The organism is Haloterrigena turkmenica DSM 5511 (genome assembly GCF_000025325.1).
GTDB classification, from domain to species: Archaea; Halobacteriota; Halobacteria; order Halobacteriales; family Natrialbaceae; genus Haloterrigena; species Haloterrigena turkmenica.
Genome location: NC_013743.1, coordinates 1,575,516 through 1,596,047 on the forward strand (window position 1 = coordinate 1,575,516; position 20,532 = coordinate 1,596,047).

Annotated in this window: 20 protein-coding genes; 13 read left to right on the plus strand and 7 right to left on the minus strand. The window is 68.6% G+C overall.

Annotated elements, in window-relative coordinates:
• The 3 genes from HTUR_RS07445 to HTUR_RS07455 all read left to right on the plus strand — a co-directional run bounded on the left by HTUR_RS07445 (nucleotide 1) and on the right by HTUR_RS07455 (nucleotide 2,836).
• A complete protein-coding gene (locus HTUR_RS07445) occupies nucleotides 1–1,047 on the plus strand; it encodes a 50S ribosomal protein L10 (protein ID WP_012942704.1) in 1,047 nt (348 codons plus the stop codon).
• Between the two features lie 21 nt (nucleotides 1,048–1,068).
• A complete protein-coding gene (gene rpl12p / locus HTUR_RS07450; protein ID WP_012942705.1) occupies nucleotides 1,069–1,419 on the plus strand; it encodes a 50S ribosomal protein P1 in 351 nt (116 codons plus the stop codon).
• A 169-nt stretch (nucleotides 1,420–1,588) separates the two neighbouring features.
• Nucleotides 1,589–2,836 carry a tripartite tricarboxylate transporter permease gene (locus HTUR_RS07455; RefSeq protein WP_012942706.1) on the plus strand — a complete coding sequence of 416 codons (1,248 nt, stop codon included), beginning with the start codon at nucleotides 1,589–1,591 and terminating at the stop codon, nucleotides 2,834–2,836.
• Here the strand turns inward: HTUR_RS07455 and HTUR_RS07460 are convergent.
• Nucleotides 2,833–3,669 carry a BtpA/SgcQ family protein gene (locus HTUR_RS07460; protein ID WP_012942707.1) on the minus strand — a complete coding sequence of 279 codons (837 nt, stop codon included), beginning with the start codon at nucleotides 3,667–3,669 and terminating at the stop codon, nucleotides 2,833–2,835. The genes HTUR_RS07455 and HTUR_RS07460 overlap by 4 nt on opposite strands.
• Before the next feature lie 142 nt (nucleotides 3,670–3,811).
• On the opposite strand from HTUR_RS07460, the gene HTUR_RS07465 reads away from it, so the two are divergent.
• A complete protein-coding gene (locus HTUR_RS07465; RefSeq protein ID WP_012942708.1) occupies nucleotides 3,812–4,555 on the plus strand; it encodes an SDR family NAD(P)-dependent oxidoreductase in 744 nt (247 codons plus the stop codon).
• Between the two features lie 15 nt (nucleotides 4,556–4,570).
• Here HTUR_RS07465 and HTUR_RS07470 read toward each other — a convergent pair whose 3' ends face one another.
• From HTUR_RS07470 to HTUR_RS07485, 4 genes are read right to left on the minus strand one after another with little or no spacing between them, the layout of a single operon-like run.
• Nucleotides 4,571–5,947, minus strand: coding sequence for an aldehyde dehydrogenase family protein (locus tag HTUR_RS07470; protein ID WP_012942709.1), 1,377 nt, complete (start codon nucleotides 5,945–5,947; stop codon nucleotides 4,571–4,573).
• 1 nt (nucleotide 5,948) lies between these two features.
• On the minus strand, nucleotides 5,949–7,034 hold the full coding sequence (locus HTUR_RS07475) for a hypothetical protein (RefSeq protein WP_012942710.1): 1,086 nt from the start codon (nucleotides 7,032–7,034) through the stop codon (nucleotides 5,949–5,951).
• Nucleotides 7,035–7,074: 40 nt separating this feature from the next.
• Nucleotides 7,075–8,514: a sodium:solute symporter family protein gene (locus HTUR_RS07480; protein WP_012942711.1), complete on the minus strand. Its 1,440-nt coding sequence runs from the start codon at nucleotides 8,512–8,514 to the stop codon at nucleotides 7,075–7,077.
• On the minus strand, nucleotides 8,511–8,726 hold the full coding sequence (locus tag HTUR_RS07485) for a hypothetical protein (RefSeq protein ID WP_012942712.1): 216 nt from the start codon (nucleotides 8,724–8,726) through the stop codon (nucleotides 8,511–8,513). Before HTUR_RS07485 ends, HTUR_RS07480 begins: the two co-directional genes overlap by 4 nt.
• A 251-nt stretch (nucleotides 8,727–8,977) precedes the next feature.
• Between HTUR_RS07485 and HTUR_RS07490 the strand changes: the two genes are divergently transcribed.
• The gene (locus HTUR_RS07490) at nucleotides 8,978–10,084 is read left to right on the plus strand and encodes an NADH:flavin oxidoreductase/NADH oxidase (protein ID WP_012942713.1); all 1,107 of its coding nucleotides are present in this window, start codon (nucleotides 8,978–8,980) and stop codon (nucleotides 10,082–10,084) included.
• A 133-nt stretch (nucleotides 10,085–10,217) separates the two neighbouring features.
• Entirely contained in the window at nucleotides 10,218–10,676 is a 459-nt protein-coding gene (locus HTUR_RS07495; RefSeq protein ID WP_012942714.1) for a cupredoxin domain-containing protein, read from the plus strand.
• A 153-nt stretch (nucleotides 10,677–10,829) separates the two neighbouring features.
• Here the strand turns inward: HTUR_RS07495 and HTUR_RS07500 are convergent, their stop codons facing one another.
• Together HTUR_RS07500 and HTUR_RS07505 are read right to left on the minus strand one after the other, a co-directional pair.
• Nucleotides 10,830–11,987, minus strand: coding sequence for a mechanosensitive ion channel family protein (locus HTUR_RS07500; RefSeq protein ID WP_012942715.1), 1,158 nt, complete (start codon nucleotides 11,985–11,987; stop codon nucleotides 10,830–10,832).
• A 202-nt stretch (nucleotides 11,988–12,189) separates the two neighbouring features.
• Complete coding sequence (locus HTUR_RS07505; RefSeq protein WP_012942716.1) at nucleotides 12,190–12,759, minus strand: thioredoxin family protein; 570 nt, start codon at nucleotides 12,757–12,759, stop codon at nucleotides 12,190–12,192.
• A gap of 184 nt (nucleotides 12,760–12,943) precedes the next feature.
• Here HTUR_RS07505 and HTUR_RS07510 point away from each other — a divergent pair, with 184 nt between their 5' ends.
• The 7 genes from HTUR_RS07510 (at nucleotide 12,944) to HTUR_RS07540 (ending at nucleotide 20,531) form a co-directional block, all read left to right on the plus strand.
• Nucleotides 12,944–13,609, plus strand: coding sequence for a hypothetical protein (locus tag HTUR_RS07510; RefSeq protein ID WP_012942717.1), 666 nt, complete (start codon nucleotides 12,944–12,946; stop codon nucleotides 13,607–13,609).
• A gap of 345 nt (nucleotides 13,610–13,954) precedes the next feature.
• The gene (locus tag HTUR_RS07515) at nucleotides 13,955–14,440 is read left to right on the plus strand and encodes an Lrp/AsnC family transcriptional regulator (protein WP_012942718.1); all 486 of its coding nucleotides are present in this window, start codon (nucleotides 13,955–13,957) and stop codon (nucleotides 14,438–14,440) included.
• Between the two features lie 2 nt (nucleotides 14,441–14,442).
• A complete protein-coding gene (locus tag HTUR_RS07520; protein WP_012942719.1) occupies nucleotides 14,443–15,600 on the plus strand; it encodes a pyridoxal phosphate-dependent aminotransferase in 1,158 nt (385 codons plus the stop codon).
• A gap of 121 nt (nucleotides 15,601–15,721) precedes the next feature.
• Nucleotides 15,722–16,003: a hypothetical protein gene (locus tag HTUR_RS07525; protein WP_012942720.1), complete on the plus strand. Its 282-nt coding sequence runs from the start codon at nucleotides 15,722–15,724 to the stop codon at nucleotides 16,001–16,003.
• An 85-nt stretch (nucleotides 16,004–16,088) separates the two neighbouring features.
• Entirely contained in the window at nucleotides 16,089–17,330 is a 1,242-nt protein-coding gene (locus HTUR_RS07530) for a GNAT family N-acetyltransferase (protein WP_012942721.1), read from the plus strand.
• Between the two features lie 136 nt (nucleotides 17,331–17,466).
• Nucleotides 17,467–18,468, plus strand: a complete 1,002-nt coding sequence (locus HTUR_RS07535; protein ID WP_012942722.1) for an ornithine cyclodeaminase family protein — start codon at nucleotides 17,467–17,469, stop codon at nucleotides 18,466–18,468.
• A 152-nt stretch (nucleotides 18,469–18,620) separates the two neighbouring features.
• Nucleotides 18,621–20,531 carry a PAS domain-containing sensor histidine kinase gene (locus HTUR_RS07540; protein WP_012942723.1) on the plus strand — a complete coding sequence of 637 codons (1,911 nt, stop codon included), beginning with the start codon at nucleotides 18,621–18,623 and terminating at the stop codon, nucleotides 20,529–20,531.
• Nucleotide 20,532 lies beyond the last annotated feature (1 nt).

Genomic DNA, 20,532 nt, shown 5'->3' on the forward strand with positions numbered 1-20,532 from the left:
ATGAGCGCACAGGCCGAACGCAAGACCGAGAACCTTCCCCAGTGGAAGAAAGAGGAAGTCGACGAGCTCCAGGAGATCATCGAGAGCTACGACAGTGTCGGCATCGTCGGCATCACCGGCATTCCGAGCAAGCAGCTCCAGGATATGCGCCGGGATCTGCACGGGACCGCCGAGCTCCGCGTCAGCCGCAACACTCTGCAGGTCCGCGCGCTGGAGCAGTCCGGACTCGAGGACCTCGTCGAACACGTCGAGGGCCAGGTCGGAATCGTCGGCACGAACGACAACCCGTTCACGCTCTACAAGGAGCTCGAGGCGTCGAAGACGCCCGCCCCGATCAACGAGGGCGAGGTCGCCCCGAACGACATCGTCATCCCCGAGGGTGACACCGGGGTCGACCCGGGGCCGTTCGTCGGCGAACTCCAGAGCATCGGTGCCAACGCACGGATCGAAGAGGGTTCGATTCAGGTCATGGAGGACTCGACGGTCCTCGAGGCCGGCGGCGAAGTCTCTGCTGATCTGTCGAACGTCCTCAACGAGCTCGGGATCGAGCCCAAGGAGGTCGGACTCGACCTTCGCGCCGTCGTCGCCGACGGCGTGCTCTTCGACCCCGAGGACCTCGACATCGACGTCGAGGCCTACGAGAGCGACGTGTCGACCGCCGCGGCTCGCGCACGGAACCTCGCGATCAACGCGAGCTTCCCGACCGCGTCGACGGCGCCGGCGCTCATCGCCAAGGCCACGGGCGAGGCCAAGAGCCTCGGCCTGCAGGCCGCGATCGAGGACGAAGAGCTGATGCCCGACCTCGTCAGCAAGGCCGACGCACAGCTGCGTGCGCTCGCGGCTCAGATCGACGACGAGGAGGCCCTGCCCGAGGAACTGCAGGGCGTCGACGCGGCCGCTGAGCCGGCCGCCGACGAGGGCGACGAGGAATCGGCTGACGAACAGGACGACACCGAACCGGACGCCGACGAGGCCGACGCCGACACCGACGATGACGACGACGACGGCGGTGACGGCGGGGCCGGTCTCGGCGAGATGTTCGGATAATCACTACTGGAGGACACTACAATGGAATACGTATACGCTGCACTCATCCTGAACGAATCGGGCGAAGAGATCAACGAAGACAACCTGACCGACGTGCTCGACGCTGCCGGCGTCGACGTCGAGGAGTCCCGAGTCAAGGCGCTCGTCGCCGCGCTCGAGGACGTCGACATCGACGAGGCAGTCTCCGAGGCCGCCGCGGTCCCCGCTGGCGGAGCCGCCGCAGGCGGCGCCGCAGCCGGTGACGCCGGTGGCGACGAAGGTGGCGACGAGGAAGAAGCCGAAGAGACCAGCGACGTCCCGGACACGACGGACGAGGACGACGACGAAGACGACGACGCCGGCGGCGAGGGCCTCGGCGAACTCTTCGGCTAAGTCGCGACGCGACGATTTCAGCAATCCCGTTTTTCTTTCGACGCCATCACCGACAGCGACGGCTGTCCACATCCCGTCCGAGCGGCACTCGAGTCATGTCTGACAGCGATCCCCGGCGTACCAATCACCACCCTCGAGTTTATCCGACGGGACGCGGCCAGAGGGAGCGATGGCCGCTGTCCCCGCGTCGGTCGAGTTCCTCGCCGAGCCGTCGCTGACGCTGGGACTGCTCGCGTGGATCCTGGCCGGCGCGGCGCTCGGCTGCTGTAGCGGGCTCGTTCCGGGGCTCCACGCGAACAACTTCGCCCTCCTGCTCGCCGGCTTCGCGCCGTCGATCCCCGGCCGGCCGCTGTTCGTCGGCTGTGCGATGCTCGCGGCGGGGGTCGTCCACACGTTCGTCAACGCCGTCCCCGCGATGGCGCTCGGAGTGCCCGACGCCGAGATGGCGATCACCGCGCTGCCGGGTCACCGGCTTGTCCTCGAGGGCCGGGGCTACGAGGCGATCCGGCTCTCGGCGCTGGGCAGTCTGCTCGCGGTCCTCGCGGCGGTCCCGCTCGCCGTCCCGGTCACGCGGGGCGTGACGGCCGCATATCCGACGATCCGGACCCACCTCTCCGTCGTGCTGGCGATGGTCGTCGTCGCGCTGATCGCGTCGGAACGGACGTGGCGGACCCGCCTCGGCGGCCTGGTTTCGTTCGCGCTCGCCGCGACGCTCGGGGTCCTGACGCTCGATCTCGCGACGGACGCGCCCCTCGAGGCCGGCGGGATGCTCGCGCCGCTGTTCGCGGGCCTGTTCGGCGCGCCGGTGTTGATCGACGCGATCCGCGGCGGCGGGGTGCCGCCACAGCGCGACGAGTCGATCGCGATGTCGCGCCCGCTCGTCGGCGCGACGGCGATCGCCGGAGCGCTGGCGGGCGCCGTGGTCGGCTACATCCCGGGCATCTCGGCGGCGATCGCCGCCGTCGCGGTCCTGGTGGTCGTCCCGGGCCGATCCGGCGACCGCGGCTACATCGTCGCAACGAGCGGCGTCGACACGGCGAATACGATTTTCGCGCTGTTCGCCCTGGCCGCCATCGGTCAGCCCCGGACCGGCGTGATGGTCGCCTTCGACACGGTGAACGCTCCCCTCGAGTTGCCGGTGCTGGTCGCCGGAATCGTCCTGGCCGGCTGCGTCGGTTTCGTCCTCGTGATCGTCGTCGGCGACGTCTATCTCGACTTCGTCGGTCGGACGGCCTACTGGAAGATCTCGGTCGCCGTCCTCGCCCTTCTGTGCTGTCTCTCGTATCTCTTCACGGGATTCGTCGGGATCGGCGTCTTCGCCGTCGCGACCGCGATCGGGCTGGTCCCGATTCGCGTCCGCGCTCGACGCGTCCACCTGATGGGCGTGCTGATCGGTCCCTTGCTGATCGGGAGCTAATCGGCCATCGAGTCCCGGCTCGAGACCAGCGCTTTGACGCGCTCGCGCGAGACGGGATTCGTCGTCTCGCCGCCCTCCTTCAGCGCCGTGCCGACGATGACGCCGTCGGCGCCGGCCGCGAGACAGTCGCCGACGGTCTCGCTCGTGACGCCGCTGCCGACGAACACGGATGTGCGCCCGGCGGTTCCGGCTCCGTCCAGCGCAGCCGCGACCCGTTCGACGTCCTCGAGTGCGGTCTCGTCGCCGGTTCCGGGGCCCGAGACGATGACGCCGTCCGCGCGGCCGCGCTCGACCGCCTCGAGGGCCGCTCGGTCGATCGAGCGGTCGCCGATCGGCGTCGCGTGCTTGACGTGGACGTCCGCGAGGATGGCTACGTCGGCGTCGATTCGGTCGCGGAGTCGGAGCGTCTCGTGGGCTCGGCCCTCGAGGACGCCCTGATCGGTCGCCGCGGTGCCGACGTGGACGTTCACGCGGACGAATTCGGCGTCGACGGCCGCGGCGATCGAGAGGGCGGCATCGGCGTCGTTCCGAAGGACGTTGATCCCGAGAGGGACATCGACGGCGTCGGTCACTGCCGTCGCGACGGCGGTCATCTCCGCTACGACGTGCTTGGGGACGTCGTCAGGATAGAACGGCGCGTCGCCGAAGTTCTCGAGCACGATCCCGTCGACGCCGCCGGCCTCGAGGCGACGGGCGTCCTCGAGGGCGCGGTCGCGGACGGCGTCGCGGTCGCCTTCGTATCCCGGTGCACCCGGAACGGGCGGGAGGTGGACCATTCCGACGACGGGCCGATCGGCGTCGAACCGCGTACGGAGCGGCGTAATCGCGGGCATAGCGGTCTTGACACCGCCAGCGAGATAAGTGGTCGTAGATAGCCTCGGCGCAGCGTCGGACCCCGACGCGAGTCGGTCCGTGCTCTCCGCCGCCGAACCGGGTGACGGAGGGCTTAACTGGGGGACCGGGCTCTCTTCGAGCATGCAGATCGAGGGAACCGCACTCGTCACCGGCGGCTCTGGCACGGTGGGGCGGGCGATCGCGACGGAACTGGCTCGAGCGGGCGCGGACGTCGCGGTCGGCTACCACACCGACGAGGCCGGTGCGGAGCGGACCGCCGACGTCGTCGAGTCCAGCGGGCGAACGGCGACGGTCGTCGGCGGAGACGTCGCCGATATCGACGACGCAAGGGCGCTGGTCGACGGCGCCGCCGAACTGGGTCCGCTGTCGACGGTCGTCAACGCCGCCGGCATCGTCGCCCCGGGTCCGGCCGAGTCCGCGCCGTCGCGAGTCGGCGACGTCCTCTCGACCAATCTCGAGGGGGCGATCAACGTCGCGGCGGCCGCGGTCGATCCGCTTCGCGAGACCGAGGGGGCGATCATCAACGTCGGCAGCGTCGCGGCCGAACTCGGAACGGTCGACGTCACGTACGCGGCCTCGAAAGGAGGCCTCGTGGGAGCCACGCGAGCGCTGGCTCGCGAACTCGGTCCCGACGGGATCCGCGTGTCGGCAGTTGCACCCGGCCCCGTCGACACGCCGATGAACGACGAGATCACCGAATCGCTCGAGGAACGGCGCTTCCGGGGCCATCACACCGTCGACACGCTCCTCGATCGCTACGAGGCGACGCCGGCGGAGGTCGCGACGGCGGTCCGGTTCCTCGCGACCCACGAGTTCGTGACGGGAGAGGTGCTCCGCGTCGACGGCGGCATGTCGATCGACTGAGCGGTACCGGCGGCGCTACGCCGGATCGTAGGTGGTCGTCTCGTAGAGGAACGACGCGAGGTACGTCTCGTGGGTCTCCCGGAGGTCGACGCTCGCGGGATAGCCGCCGCCGTAGACCTTTCTGAACGCGGGCGAACGAACCAGCCGCCGTTCGAGGTCGTCGTCGCCGATCGCGACCGCGAGGTAGGCGCCCTCGAGGCAGTCCGGCAGCGCCGACCGCTCGCGTTCGGTCACGCCGACGAACGGGAACGGGAACTCGGGCACGAGTTCGTCGGTTCGGAGGACGGTGGGTAGCAGTCGGGCGGCGCCGGCCCGCTCGACGAGGCGCGTCTCGCGGTCGGCCGCGGTGACGTCCGTTCCGTCGATGGCCGTGATCGCGTCGTCGATTCGGACGGCCGCCTCGCGATCGACGAACCCGGGAACGTCGGTGCGCTCGTCGTGAAGCGGGCCCGCGTCGGCCTCGGCCAGCCGATCCGCCACTCCCTCGGCGAGGGCGTCGGGATCGCAGTCCCCGGTCGCGACGATACGGGTGAGATTGAAGCAGGCCCGTCCACCGGCGCGGCGGACGCCGCGGGCCAGCGTGTCCAGTTCCCGGTCCGTCGGATCGCGGCCGAGGATCGCGATACTCTCTCCGGGCCCGTACGTCTCGACGGTCGGATCGTCTCGAAACGGCGCGACCGCCTCGGCGCCGCCGAACGCGAGGGCGTGGTCGGCCTCCCGACAGATCGTCTCACCAACGGCCCGATCGCCCGGCAGGACGTGGACCGCCGTCGGCGGGATCCCGGCGGCGAGCAGCGCTCGAGCCAGCCGGATCGCGGTGAACGGCTCCCGATCCGAGGGACGGAGGACGATCGGAATCCGCATCCCGAGCGCCAGCGCCGGCCACGCGTAGACGGTGGGATCGTTCGCCGGCATCGACGCGCCGAGGGCCCGGACGCGTGGGGTGAACGCGAGTCCCACGGTCGTCTCCCGCGTGTAGGTCGGATCGCCGTAGACGTCGAGTTCGCCGGTCGGCGACTGCGCCCGGAGCGACTCGGCGGCGTGTCGGAGCCCGACGGCGAGCCAGTGGGCGCTCGTTCGGACCCAGCCGGCCGGCAGCCCCGTCGTCTCGGTGACGCGTCGGCGGTACGTCTCGAACGGCTCGAGCGAATCGGTGCTGGCTGACGGAGCGCCCTCGCCGAGGAACAGCGCGCCCGCGGTCGCGAGGCGGTCGAGCAGTTCCGCGATCGGAACGTCTGCGAGGGCGTCGAACCCCGCCTCTCGAGCGATCGAGAGCGCGTCGTGGACGCGGACGGTCGGCGCCCGCGCCGCCTCGGCGACGGGACCGTCGGTCCCCTCGACCGTCGTCGACCGGACCGTCTCCCGCTCGCCGTCGGAGACGACCGGGAGCACGTCAGTACACCCCTTCGACGGCGTCCTCGCTCGCTCGGTCGCTCGTACCCGGCGTGCGGACCCAGTCCCACGGCAGGTCGCCCGCCCCTTCGATCCGGATCGCCGCGTCGCGCTCCGGCAACAGTGGGAGGAAGAACTCCTCCGTCAGGACGGTGAGTCGCACCGTTCCCCGCTCGCCGTAGGGGACGACGTCGCCGTCGTCGTCGACGATCTCCGGGACGAAGTACGGGTAGCAGGGGACGTAGTCGAGGTGGTACGCTCGCTCGGACGGCGCTCGGAGCGACGGCGGCGCCTCCGGGGCGACGCCCATCAGCGTGTTGCCGTACTCGCCGGCGAGGGCGACGTCCGCGTACCACTCCTCGCGGAAGACGCGGTGGGTGTCCCGATCGAGCGCGGTGCCGCCGTGGACGATCCCCTCGATCGAGGAGTCGGCGACGAGGTCCCGAACGCGCGGCCGCTCGAGCAGACGCGCCGTCGTGAACAGCACCGCGATCGGCTGACTCTCGAGGACGCGCTCGGCCTGCTCGAGGAGGTGGTCGACGTAGTCGTCGAACTCGCGGTCGTCGGGTCGCTCGGAGAGGCGCTTGGCCCATCGGGGGTCCATCGTCACGTGGTACGGCAGCGCGTCCCATTCGTGGGCGAGGTGCTGGACGAACGTGCCGGCGTTGTTCGCGCCGCCCGGCGGGGCCAGTCCGAGGACGTTCCCGGTCGGGAACTCCCACTCCGCCAGCAGACGGGCCGTCCAGCGGGCCTGCTCGCGCCAGTAGTCTCGCATGACGACCCGCTTCGGCGCGCCGGTCGTCCCGCCGGTCTCGTAGACGCGCCGATCGCCGTCGAGCGACTGCGGCGCGAACTCCGCGGCGGAGAGCGTTCGGAGGACGTCCTGGTCGAACGGGTCGAAGACGTCCCGGAGGTCCGCGAACGAGTCGACGCGTTCGCGAACGTCGATTCCGCGGTCGTCCTGCCACTCGAGCCAGTAGGGGGTGCCGCCGTCGGGATCGAAGTGGGTCGCGACCACGGTTTCGACCCACTCGTCGAGCGTGGCGTCGGTCGGTGCGTGCGGGTTCGTGTACGTCGTCTCCATCATGATGGTGAGTGTGATCGTCTGTTCGTGACGTGAGGTGGAGTCAGGACCTGTTCGTCGCTACGAGCGCGGTCGTCTTCGACTGCGCTGAAAGCAGCGATCCGGCGACGAGGGCGCCACAGGCGACGAGCAGCGCGGGGACGAACGGGAGGAACGCGAACGACGGCGCGGGACCGAACTCCGCCGCGACGAAGTACGCCTGGCCGCAACACACCGACGCCAGCGCGCCCCACGCGGAGGCCCGCCGCCAGTACAGCGCGCCGAGGAACGCCGGAAGCAACAGCGCGTTCCCCTGGATGAAGTAGACCGCGAGGTCGATGATAGTCCCCTGCTGGACGAGCGCGATCGCCAGCCCGAAGCCCAACAGGACGACCGCGGTCAGCCGGCCGACCCACGTCTCCCTGCCACTGCTCGCGTCCGGGTTCAGGTGGGCGCGATACAGGTCTCGGGAGACGATCGACGACAGCGTGAGCACGAGGCTGTCGGCCGTGCTCATCATCGCCGCGAGGGCGCCGCCCATGACGACGCCGAAGATCCACGGCGGCGCGTGCGCCGAGAGCAGCGCCGGCAGGATCGCGTCCGGGTCCTCGAGGCCGGGAATCGCCGCGGCGCCCCACACGCCGAGGAGGACGGGGACGAGCGCCGCGACGACGACCATCACGGGCCACCAGACGAGCAGCGACCGAAACGCGCGCTCGTCCTCCGCGGCGAGGAACCGCTGGAACATCTGCGGGTAGGCGATCATCGCCATCGCGTTCATCAACAGGAACGAGACCCACACGCCGGGGGTGAAGAGGCCGAGTTCGCCCGCCGGCGTCAGCAGCTCGGTCTCGCCGGCCAGCTCCGCCGTCACCGCGGCGGGCTCGAGCGCGGGGAGCAGGTAGCCGATCGCACCCCCGAGGAGGACGACGACCGCGACGCCCTGCAGGACGTCGGACCAGGCGACGCTCCGAAGCCCGCCGAGCGTGAGATAGATTCCGGTGACGACGGTGAGCAGGACCGCGCCCTGCGTGAACGTGATCACACCGTCGGTGATGGACTCGAACAGCAGGCCGCCGCCCATCGCCTGGATCGCGAGGTACGGAATCGCCCAGACGAACTGCGCGACGAGGACCGCCAGCTTCACCGCGTCGCTGTCGTAGGCCGTACCGATCAGTTCCGTCGGCGTGAGAAAGCCCCGATCGCGGCCGACCCGCCACACGCGGAGGCCGATCAGCGCGAGCGGGATCCCGGCGACCGCCTCGACGCCGAGGAGCGCGAACCACCCCATTCCGTGCTGGTATCCCCAGCCGGCGCTCCCGAGGAAGATGAAGGCGCTCATCAGCGTCGCGAACATCGTCAGCGGGAAGACGACCCGTCCGAGGGTTCCCCCCGCGAGGAAGTACTCGGCCGGCGTCGTCCCCGTCCGGACGTATCCGTACCAGCCGATCGCCAGCGTCGCGACCAGATAGAGGCCGACGATGGCGAGGACTGTTCCGTTCATCGTCCCTCACCCGGCCAGCCGTAGCCGATTCCCGCGATCGCGGCGACGACGACGGTCGCGAGCATTGCGAGCAACGCCACCATCGACCAGAGCGGAAACACGCCGACGATCGGTTCGACGGGCGCGTACACCGACGCGGCCATCACCGCAAACAGTCCACCGAAGACGATCCAGAGACCGCGCTCGAGGCGGCCGTCAGTCGAAGTCTTCATAATTGAGTTGTATAACCGCGTTTGGACGATTTGAATCTGTTGACCGGCGCGTCGCTCGATCGCTCCCGCGGAACGGACGTGCGGTGGTCACGGCCGCGAGACCGACGAGTACGCGCTGCGCACGGACCGCGTCACGCCGATATCCAGGCGGTACAAACCGGCTCGCGCCGCCGCGCCGCTGCGCCTTCGAAACGGGCAATCCCCGCTCCCTCCACGGTCGTTTTCCCGCCGCCGTGAGTACTACCGCGCCGATGTCAGAGTTGTTCTCTCCGCTTTCGCTGCGCGACCTCGAGATACCCAACCGACTCGCCGTCTCGCCGATGTGCCAGTACTCCTGCGACCCCGACGGCCTCCCGACCGAGTGGCACCGCGTCCACCTCGGGAGCCGAGCCGTCGGCGGGGCCGGGATCGTGATGACCGAAGCGACCGCCGTCGAGCCCCGCGGACGGATCACGCCCCACGACCTCGGCATCTGGAGCGACGAGCACGCCGAGGCGCTCGAGCCGACCACCCAGTTCATCCGCGAGCAGGGTGGGGTCCCCGGCATTCAGCTCGCCCACGCGGGCCACAAGGCCAGCAAGCGGCGCCCGTGGGACGGCAACGTCCCGATCGCGCCGGACGAGACCGACCCCGACGGCGCGGACGGCTGGGAGGTTCTCTCGCCGTCGCCCGAAGCCTACCCGCCGTTCGACGGCGATCGGCCGGCGATTCGGAAGGCCGATTATGACGACATTCAGACCGTGATCGACGCCTACCGCGAGGCGGCCGAGCGCTCGCTCGCGGCCGGCTTCGAGATCGCCGAGGTCCACGCGGCCCACGGCTACCTGCTCCACGAGTTCCTCTCGCCGGCGACGAACCGCCGCGAGGACGAGTACGGCGGCAGCTTCGAGAACCGCACCCGACTCGTCCGCGAAGTCGTCGAGGCGGTCCGCGAGGTCTGGCCAGACGACAAGCCCGTGTTCGTCCGCATTTCGGGCACCGACTGGCTCGATGACCGCGAGTCCTGGGACATCGACCAGTCGGTCCGGCTGGCCCGGGAGTTCGCCGACCTCGGCGTCGATCTGGTCGACGTCAGTTCCGGCGGGCTCCACCCCGACCAGCGGGTTCCCGGCGGGCCGAACTTTCAGGTCCCGCTGGCGGAAGCGGTCCGCGAGGGCAGCGACGTCGCCGTCGGCGCCGTCGGCGGCGTCACCGAACCCGCACAGGCCGACGCCATCGTGCGCAACGGCCGTGCGGATCTCGTCCTCGTCGGCCGGCAGTTCCTCCGGGACCCGTACTTCGGACTGCGCGCGGCCGGCGAACTCGAGGACGACGCCGCCCCGCACTGGCCCGTCCAGTACCGGCGCGCCGTCCGGTAGTCGACCGAGGTTCGAAACCGGTCGCGTCCGGCCCCGTCGTCTCGACCCCGAACATGGTCGAACGTACTCCCACCCTCCGGGAATATACGTCCCGCTCAATGTCTCCTAGTCGGTACTGTTCGGTGAAGCTACCATGACCGAACACACTCGACGGACCGTGCTGAAGGCCGCCGGCGCATCGACGCTCGCCGTCGCCGTCGCCGGCTGTACGGGCGGTGACGACGACAGTGACGACGAGAACGGTGACGAGAGCGGCGACGACACCTACGAGATCGACGCCGGCGAGACGATCATGCTCGAGGCACAGATAAGCGGTTGGAAGGGGCTCCAGCCTGCAGCGATCGAGAACGTCGAGAACCCGACGCTCGTCCTCGAGGCCGACGCCGAGTACGAGATCAGCTGGGAGCCGGGCGACAGCGCGGAGCACAACATCGAGCTCTGGGACGAAAACGAGGAACTCGTCGACGAAGCGTACAAACTCGAGCTGACCAGCGACCCCGACGAGACCCTCTCGTTTACGGCCAGCGAGGATATCGCGTACTATCGCTGTAACCCCCACAGCAACATGCAGGGGGAGATTCAGGTCGAGTGACGATCTCGACCGCGACGCGTCTGCCTGCCGTCCGCTGGGTTTCGCCGTGATCTGTCGTCGGTCGAATCCCGTTTTCCGACCGTCCATCGCATCCGTTCTCCGACCGACCGTCGTCCCCGTTCTCCGACCGTCGGCCCGCTCGAGCCCGCCGGTTCAGTCCTCGAGCGGCGAGACCGCGCTCCCGCGATCGATGCCGCCGTCGACGGGGAAGCTCTCCTCGCGCGGCGCGTGGACGCGATGCGGGTAGGGGATGTCGATCCCCTCGCGCTCGAACGCCGTCGTGATCGCCTCGATAACGTCCGTCCGCGCCTGGTGCCTGCGCCGCATCGTCGGATCGGCGATCCAGACGCGACACTCGAGCAGGATTGCCGACTCGCCGAACTCCGTCGCGATCACCTGCGGGTTCGGGGCGTTCTTGACCGGCTCGAGGTCCTCGGTCGCGTCGACGACGACCGATCGGGCGCGGTCGATATCGGTGTCGTAGTCGATGCCGACCTCGACGTCGACGCGGAGCTGGTCGTTCTGTGAGTAGTTGATCAGCTGGCTGTCGGTCACCTCGTCGTTCGGAACGAGGACGTGTTTGTCGTCGAACGTCTGGATCTTGGTGGTGAAGATGGTGACGTCGGTGACGATCCCGGTGGTCTCGTTGACCTCGATCCAGTCGCCGACGTAGAACGGCCGCGAGAACAGCAGGATGAAGCCGGCGAGCATCGCCGTCAGCGTCTCGCGGGCCGTCAGCGCGACGACGGCCGTGATCGCCCCCGCGCCGATGAAGATGTTCGTTAAGTCGATCCCCCACAGGGTCAGGATCACCGTGGCGGCGAAGGCGACGATCGCGACGTCGGAGACGTGGTAGGCCACCTCGCTCTGGTGTTTCGTGAGCGCCCGCGTCTGCGCGAGCTTGTCGATCGAGCGGTTGACGAACCGCATCGCGAGGTAGGCAGAGAGGGCGATCGCCAGTGTGACCAGTTGCTGGGCGGCCAGCCACCGGTCGATCATCATCGCTGAAAGGGTGTACTCGAGGACGTACGTGACCCGCCAGATGACGCTGAAGCCGTAGACGCCGCCTGTGACGAGGCCGCCGAGGACGAACACGTAACTCGCCTCGGCGATCTGTCGGCCACGCCGTCGGCGGGCGAGGTCTCGCACCCGGGAGGCGACGCCGATCCCGGCGATGAGGAGCGCGACGAGGAGTACAGTCGCGAGGAGTTGGACTCCCGGCAAGTCGAGGTACGTTCGCTGCAATTCCGGGATCGGCGACGGTCGAAGGGAAAACCCGACCACGAGAAGGACTGAAGCGAACCAGGCCATTCGTCCTCCGTGATAGGAATGCAAGCGCCCTTAACGAACGCCCGGCAATCGCAACCCGTCGTCGCGACCGCGTTCACAACTGCCTAAAGCGGTCGTCAGTTCCGATCGGCGATCGGTCGGCCGCTCGAGGCGGTTAGCCGTCAATCGTGCGAGGAAATCGGTCGTCGGTCGATCGGTTTGAGTAGTCAGTCCGCCGAGACAGTCAGTCGTCGGTCCACTTGATCGAACAGCCCTGCGACGGTTGCCACTCGAGGTCGACGGACTCGTCAGCCAACACCGCGTCGATGGCTTCCCGGATCTGGAACCGCGTCGGTTCGTCGTCGGGGTTCAGCGCGTCGTCGAGGCGGCCCTGATAGACCAGCTGGAACTCCTCGTCGGCGTCGGACCACGCAAAGAGGAACGGGTCCGGCGTACAGACCGCGCCGTACGCTCGAGCGACGGCCTGGCTCTCGTCGCGCAGATAGGCGTCGTACCGGATCGTTCCGTCCTCGACGTACTCTCGCATCTTCGCTATGGAGTCGTCGGGGTACTCGTCGGCGTCGTTGGGGTTGATGCCGACGACGGCGACGTCGTCGTACTCGTCGGCCAGCTCGTTCAGCAGGTCGAACTTCGCCTTCGCGTAGGGACAGTGGTTACAGGTGAAGACGACCAGCAGCGCCTCGTTGTCGGCGAACTCCTCGAGTGCGTGCATCTCGCCGTCAGCGCCCTCGAGTTCGAAGTCGGGGGCCGGATCGCCGGCGTCGAGTTCGGTGTCGGACTCTTTCAGTACCATATCTGATAGTTCGGTTTCCCGGCCCTTAACGGTCCCGTTCGTCGCAATCCGCGGGACCAGCAGCCCGATGTCGGACGACACCCGGAGATCGTCCCCGGGTCGGCGGCCCCTCCGCCCGGCGTGCTCGAGCCGCGCTCCGACGTGACGACTTACCTATTAGTACCCCCGGCCGCATCGACTGCATATGCAAACGCTCGAGGTCACTGACGAACAGTACGCGGTCATCCAGCAGCTTCGCGAGGAGATCTCCGAACAGGTCGTCGGCAAGTACGGCTTCGTCCGCGAACGCGACGCGGTCCAGTTTCTGATCGACAACCTCGAGGGCAACCCTGACCTCGACGTCGATATCGACACGGATCTGGACTCCTCGGCAACCGATGACGTTGCCGCCTCGGTCGGCGCCGCCATCGACGGCGAGTCGGCTTCAGACGACCTCGAGGAGGTCACCTACATCGAAGACGACTCCGTCGACGCCGACGGGACGGCGGCCGACGCCGAGGCGGATGCGAATGTAGATGTCGTCGATCCCGACTCCGAGCCGGAACCGGAGTCCGACGCCGAGGGCGGAGACGAAACGGCCGACTCGAGCGACGAGGACGCCTCGAGCGAGAACGACGACGGTGAACCGACGGGCGCCGACGACGACGGGGACGACGACTCGAGCGACGGCTCGGCCGACGACGACGATATGCTGGACGAGATGATGAGCCTGCTCGAGACCCACGACGACAAGTGGTCGGAATCGAACTCCGCGGACTACCGCTACGAGGTCGAACTGCCGGACGGCACGACGGAGCAGGTCCAGACGAAAGACGACGTGCGGGCGCTCCTGTTCAAGAACTACCGGTAGCCCCATTCCCGTCTCTTCTCTCTCGAGACGCCGATACCCGTCCGAGAGCCGTCGGTCCCTCGAACCCGGCCGTCGACCGACTGGTCGCCGCTTGATACTGTTTGATATACCGTAATATGATTTATCATAGGGGCCGTGGTACCACCGACGACGATGAGTCGAGCATACCGATTTCAGTTGGAAGAGGACATCACCTGCCCCGATTGCCAGTCTCGAGTCCCCGTACAGGCACAGATCTGCCCGCGCTGCGAAGTAGCACTCCATTAGTCTGCCGTGCGGGTCAACGGCTTGATCCGCCGAGCGAACAACGTTAGAACTTTACTCGCGGTCGCGCTTCGCGTTGGTATGAGCGAACGCGAGGTGCTCGAGTTGCTTCGTGAGAACGCGCGGTACTCGACGGCCGATATCGCGCGAATGACCGACCTCGAGGAGGACGAGGTCGAAGCAGCCATCGAGGAACTCGAGGCAACGGGCGTCGTCCGCGGCTATCAGGCGGTCGTCGACTGGGACAAGCTCGAGGACGAGCGCGTCCGCGCCGAAGTCGAGTTGAACGTGCGCCTCGACCGCGAGACTGGCTACGACGACATCTCCCAGCGCCTCGCACGATTCCCGCAGGTCAAAGCGCTGCGCTTGGTCAGCGGCGACTACGACTTCGATATGGAGGTCGAGGGCGACTCCATCCGCGAGGTCTCGCAATTCATCAGCGAGAAGGTCGCGCCCGTCCCCGAGATCACTCAGACGGTCACCCACTACGTGATGACCTCCTACAAGGAGAACGGGATCGAGTTCGGCGACGGCGAAGACGACGAACGGCTCTCGTTCTCACCCTGACCATGACGTTCGAACTGTCCGATCGCGTCCAGACGGTGCCGCCCTCGGGGATTCGGCGGTTCTTCGAGATCGCCGAGGAGCGCGACGACGTCATCTCGCTGGGCGTCGGAGAACCCGACTTCGCGACGCCGTGGGCGGCCCGCGACGCCGCGATCACGTCCCTAGAACAGGGGAAGACCTCCTACACGGCCAACCGTGGCCGACGCGACCTCCGGGAGGCGATCGCCGACTACGTCGCCGACCGGTTCGACCTGGGCTACGACCCCGACGAGGAGATCATCGTCACCGCTGGGGCCAGCGAGGCCGTCGACCTGGCCTTCCGGTCGTTCGTCGACCCCGGCGACACCGTCGCCATCGCCCAGCCGTCGTACATCTCCTACGAACCCGGCGTGATCTTCGCTGGCGGCGAGGTGCTTCCCGTGCCGACCTACGAGGAAGACGACTTCCGGCTTACCGTCGAGGGTCTCGAGGAAGCGGGCGCCGACGAGGCCGACATGCTGGTCCTCTGTTACCCGAACAACCCGACGGGGGCGATCATGTCCGCCGAGGACCTCGAGCCGATCGCCGAGTTCGTCCGCGAACACGATCTGATGGTCCTCTCGGACGAGATCTACGCCGAACTCACCTACGACGGCGAGCACACCTCGATCGCGACTTTCGAGGGGATGCGCGAGCGCACCATCGTCTTCAACGGCTTCTCGAAGGCCCACGCGATGACCGGCCTCCGACTCGGCTACGCGCTCGGGCCGGCCGAGGCCATCGGCGCGATGAACAAGATCCACCAGTACACGATGCTCTCGGCGCCGACGACGGCCCAGTACGCCGCCCTCGAGGCCCTAGACTCCTGTGAGAGCGACGTCCGAGAGATGGTGGCCCAGTACGATCGGCGCCGCCAGTTCGTCCTCTCGCGGTTCCGCGAGATAGGGATGGACGTCTTCGAGGCCAAGGGCGCCTTCTACTGCTTCCCCGAGGTGCCCGAGGGCTTCACCGCCGAGGAGTTCGCCGAAGAGGTTCTCCGCGAACAGGGCGTCGCCGTCGTCCCCGGCGACGTCTTCGGCGCCGGCGGCGACGGCCACCTCCGGATCTCGTACGCGACGGGCCTCGAGGACCTCCGTGAGGCGCTGGCTCGCATCGAGGCGTTCGTCGACGGACACGCCTGAGACGGGCGTCGTCCGTTCGATCGCCCGCTATCAGTCCCGCTCGGGGCCTGCGAGGTATCCGACCACGCTGTAGGCTTCCCATTCGGTAGCTTCTTGCTCCGCGACTAGTTACTATACCATCATGAGTCCGTTGCCACGCCGCGAAGTGTACCTGTACTACGTTTCGATGGCCGTCTGCGGTGGCTCTCTCGGCTTCATCGGGCTCTCCGGACTGCTCTCGGGCGGCCTCGGCGTCGTCCCCGTCCTGCTGACGATCGGCGGCCTCGGAATGGTCGCCGGGTCGGTTTTCGAGGCGCTCTCGGGGGCGCCGAAGAAATCGGTTCCGGATCGGCGACTGCTCTGGCTCACCGTCGCTGGCGCGGTCCTCGCGATCGTCGGGGGTGTACTGATCGTGCTTGACTGACGGACGGCCCGCTGAACGCGCCTCGAGTCGCTACGCGTCGATGCGATCACGAAGGGTTTTCCCGGTCGCCCTCGCTCACGTTCGCATGGTCGACTACCGTCCCATCACGGACGAACGGGACGTCTTCCACGAGTACCGTAGCTACGCGTTCCAGCCCGAAGACGGGGTCCCGGCGTACGATCCCGACGAGCACGAGATGCCGCGGGCGACGCTGGGCTCCCGGCGCGGCCTCTACGCGAGCGAGGCGGCCGACGACGCGGACCCTCGCTGTGTCTGTCGGCACTACTGGCTCGAGTCGCACGTCCGCGGCGACGTCCATCGGACCGCCGGGCTGGCGTCGGTCGCGACGCCCCCCGAGTATCGACGCCGAGGCCACGTCCGGCAGTTGCTCGCCCGCTCGCTGGCGGAGTACCGCGACCACGACGTCCGCTTCTCGGTGCTGTGGCCGTTCCGCTACCGCTTTTATCGGCAGTACGGCTGGGACACCGCCAACCGGGTCCACGCTCACGAGTTCGAGCCGTCACTGCTGTCGGTCGCGGCGGACGCGACCGGTGTAACGAACGCCGAGGACGCCTCCTTCCGTCGACTCGAGGCCGACGAGTACGACCGACTCGAGGCGGCCTACGCGACCCACGCGGACCGCTACGGGCTGGCCCTCGAGCGCGACGCGGACTGGTGGCGCTACCGCATCTTCGGCGGCAGCGACCGGGATCCGTTCGTCTACGCGTACGAGCGCGACGGCGACATCGCGGGATATCTCGTCTACACGATGGACGGCGAGCAGGGCGACCGGCGGATGGACGTCTCCGAACTCGTCTTCGTCGATCACGACGCCCTGCTATCGCTGCTGGCGTTTTGCTACCGACACGAGTCACAGGTCCAGCGCGTTCGCTTCGACCTCCCCGCTGACGTCCCGCTGCGCGACCTCGTTCGCGATCCCGATGAGATCGAGACGTCGGTCTCGGACGGTCCGATGGTCCGCATCGTCGACGTTGCAGCGACGCTGTCCGCGCTCTCCTATCCCGGCCGCGACGCTAGCCTGACGATCGCCGTCGAGGACCCGCTGGCCGACTGGAACGACGGACCGTTCGCCCTCGAGATCGCGGACGGGACCGCTACCTGCGAGCGCACCGACGACGGAACCGACGCGGCCGACGTCCGCCTCGAGATCGGCGCGCTCTCCCAACTCGTCGTCGGCACCCGATCGGTACGGGATCTCGAAGGAACGGGCCGACTCGAGGTCGGTGATTCGGCGGCGCCCGAAGCGTTCGAAACGCTCGGGACGCTGTTTCCCGAGACCGACGTCTACCTCGGCGAATTCTTCTGAAGGCGGGTCGCCGCCGACTCGTCGGTCCCATGCGGTCGTCGGCTGATCGTGCGGTCGGACGGCCGAAGGGTCGCCGTCGGCCGGCATCGGCCGCCGTCGCGTCCACACTGAAGTACTCGAGCGCCGATGCTCGACTATGGTTCGCGTGCTGTCGGACGGCGACGTCGCGTCGGTCCTCGACCTCGAGGAACTGCTGCCGGTCGTGGCCGACGCCTTCGAGAAGCAACGCGCGGGCGAAGTCGAGCGGCCCGAGCGGCCCCACTACCCGATCGGAACGGGGCTCGACCCGGACGCCCCGGACGACCCCGCCGGAACCGGACTCTGCATGCCGGCGTACGTCCACGGCGCCGACTACGCCGCGACGAAGCTCGCGACCGTCGTCGAGGACAACCCCGAGCGCGGACTGCCGACGGTCACGGCGCAGATCGAGGTGATCGACGCCGAGACCGGCCGGTCGGTCGGCTATCTCGCCGGAAATCGAGTCACCAGCGCCCGGACGGGCTGCATCGGCGGGCTGGCCGCCCGCGAACTCGCCGTCGACGGCCCGCTCGAGGTGGCCGTCATCGGCGCCGGTACGCAGGCCCGCTGGCAGATCCGAGCCATCGCCGCCGCGGCCGGCGTCGACCGCTTCGAGTCGATCCGCGTCTTCTCGCCGAGCGACTCCCGGATCGACTGTGCCCGGGACCTCGAGTCAGAACTGGGCGTCGCGGCGACGCCGGTCGAGAGCCCGCGGGAGGCCGTGACGGACGCCGACGTCGTCGTCACGGCGACGACGAGCACCGAGCCGGTCTTCCCGGGCGAGGCCCTCGCCGACGGAGCGCTCGTGGTCGCGGTGGGCGCGTACACGCCCGAGATGCGCGAACTGGACGACGAGACGATCGCCCGCGCGGCTCGCGTCTTCGCCGACGTCCCCGACGAAGCCCGCGAAACCGGTGACCTGCGCGGGCACGAGGACCTCGAGGTCCGACCGTTCGGGGACGTGGTGGCCGGCGCCGACGGCCGCGAGTCGCCGGCGGAGATCGTCGTCCTCGAGAGCGTCGGGACGGCGGTTCTCGACGCCGCTACCGCCGAGTTCGTCTTCGACCGGGCCGTCGAGCGCGGCCTCGGAACGACGGTTTCGCTGTACGAGCGGGTGTGACGTGCCAATGCTCGGCCACGACACTGAAATACGCGGTCCGCGAAGGAAGGGAACAACTGGCTGTCGATGATCGCAACGAGGGTGCGAGCCGATCGGCTCGCAGAGGGAGGTATCGTCGCGCCGTCACCGACCGGAAACGGGGGTGGACAGTCGTGACGCTGCGATCCGTACCGATCGTCGACCGAGTGACCGACGCCTTCTTCGCGCTCGATACGGACTTTCGGTTCACGTACGTAAACGAGCGCGCCGAGACGCTGCTGAAACGCTCCCGCGAGGAGCTGATCGGCCGGGTCATGTGGGACGAGTTCCCCCAGACCGTCGAGACGCAGTTCCCCGACGGCTTCCACCGGGCGATGGACGAACAGGTCCCCGTCTCCTTCGAGATCTACCACGCGCAACTGGAGACCTGGTTCGAGGCGCGGGCCTACCCCTCCGAGAGCGGCCTCTCGGTCTACATGCGCGACGTCACCGACCGGAAGGTCCAGGAGACGACCCTGGCCCAACACGCCGCCGTCGTCGAGGCCGTCAACGACGCCGTCGTCACCCTCGATCGGTCCCGAGAGATCGTCACTGTCAATGACGCCACCGAGACGGCCCTCGGCATCGACCGCGCGGAGCTGGTCGGCGAACACGTCGAACGGCTCATCGACTGCGCGGGGATCGCCGCCGAGGACGCCGTCGAGATCGGCCGCGCGATCACCGATATCGACATCGGCAGCGCGGTCGAGCGAACGCTCGAGGTCCCGTTTACCGACGCCGACGGTATCGATCGGATCGGCGAGTTCCGCTTCGTTCCGATCGAGGACGACGTCGCGACCGTCGCCGCCGTGATCCGCGACGTCACCGACCGCCGCGAGTACGAGCGCGTCGTCACGTCGCTCCACGAGGTGACTCGCTGGCTGCTCGAGTCCGACGACCCCGAGGAGATCTGTGCGATCGCGGTTCACTCCGGGAGCGACCTGCTCGAGCTGCCGATCAGCGGCGTCTGGCTGTTAGAGGAGGAACACGGCTATCTCGACCCCGTCGCCGGGACCGCAGGGGCCCACGACGAGTTCGGCGGCCTCCCCCGATTCAACCCGGGCGAGGGGCTCGTCTGGGACGTCTTCGAGTCCGGCGACGTCGAGCGGTTCGACGACCTCCGGGAGGTCGAAGACATTTACAACCCCGACACGCCGATCCGGTCGGAGATCATCGCACCGATCGGCACCCACGGCGTCCTCATGACCGGCTCGCTCGAGCCCCACCGGTTCGACGAGACCGACGTCGACCTCATCTCGACGCTTGTCGAGAACACCCGCGCGGCCCTCGACCGGGCCGACCGGGAGCAGGTCCTCCGGGAGCGGACCGCCGAACTCGAGCGCCAGACCGAACGCCTCGAGTCGGTCGCGAACGTCCTCTCGAGCGATCTCAAAGCCCAGCTGTCGACCGTCGCCGACGCCCTCGAGAGCGACGGCTCCCGCACCGGCACCGACGGTGAAACCCACGAGGAGTGGGAGTTCCCGCTCGCCGAGGACTCCGTCGAAGCGACGCTCGACCGGGCCGAAGGGCTCGTCGACGACATCCGCGAGTTCGCCCGCAACGCCTCGACCGTCGGCACCCGCAGCCGGATCACCCTCGAGTCAGCGATCGACGAGGCGCTGGAGCGCTCCCGGCTCGATTACGACTCGGTCGTCGTCGAGGAGCCGGCGACGCTGCGGGCCGACCCCGACCGGTTCGTCCACCTCCTCGAGACGGCGTTCGACGACGCCGCGGCCCGTGCCGACAGCGAGGTGACGATCCAGGTGGGGCTCGTCGGCTTCGAGAACGACGATCGCTCCCGCGGCTTCTTCCTGCACGACGACGCCGCCGAGATCCCGCCGGCCGCTCACGAGCGGGTCCTCGATCCGACGACCGGTCCCGACGGCGTCGAGACCGGCGACGCGGTCGCGACCGACGGGCTGGGGCTGGCCCTCGTTCGAGCGATCGCCGAAGCCCACGACTGGGAGCTGTCGATCGACAACGGCGAAAACGGCGGCACGCGACTCGAGGTTCGGGACGTGACGACCCTCGAGCGCGACTCCTGAT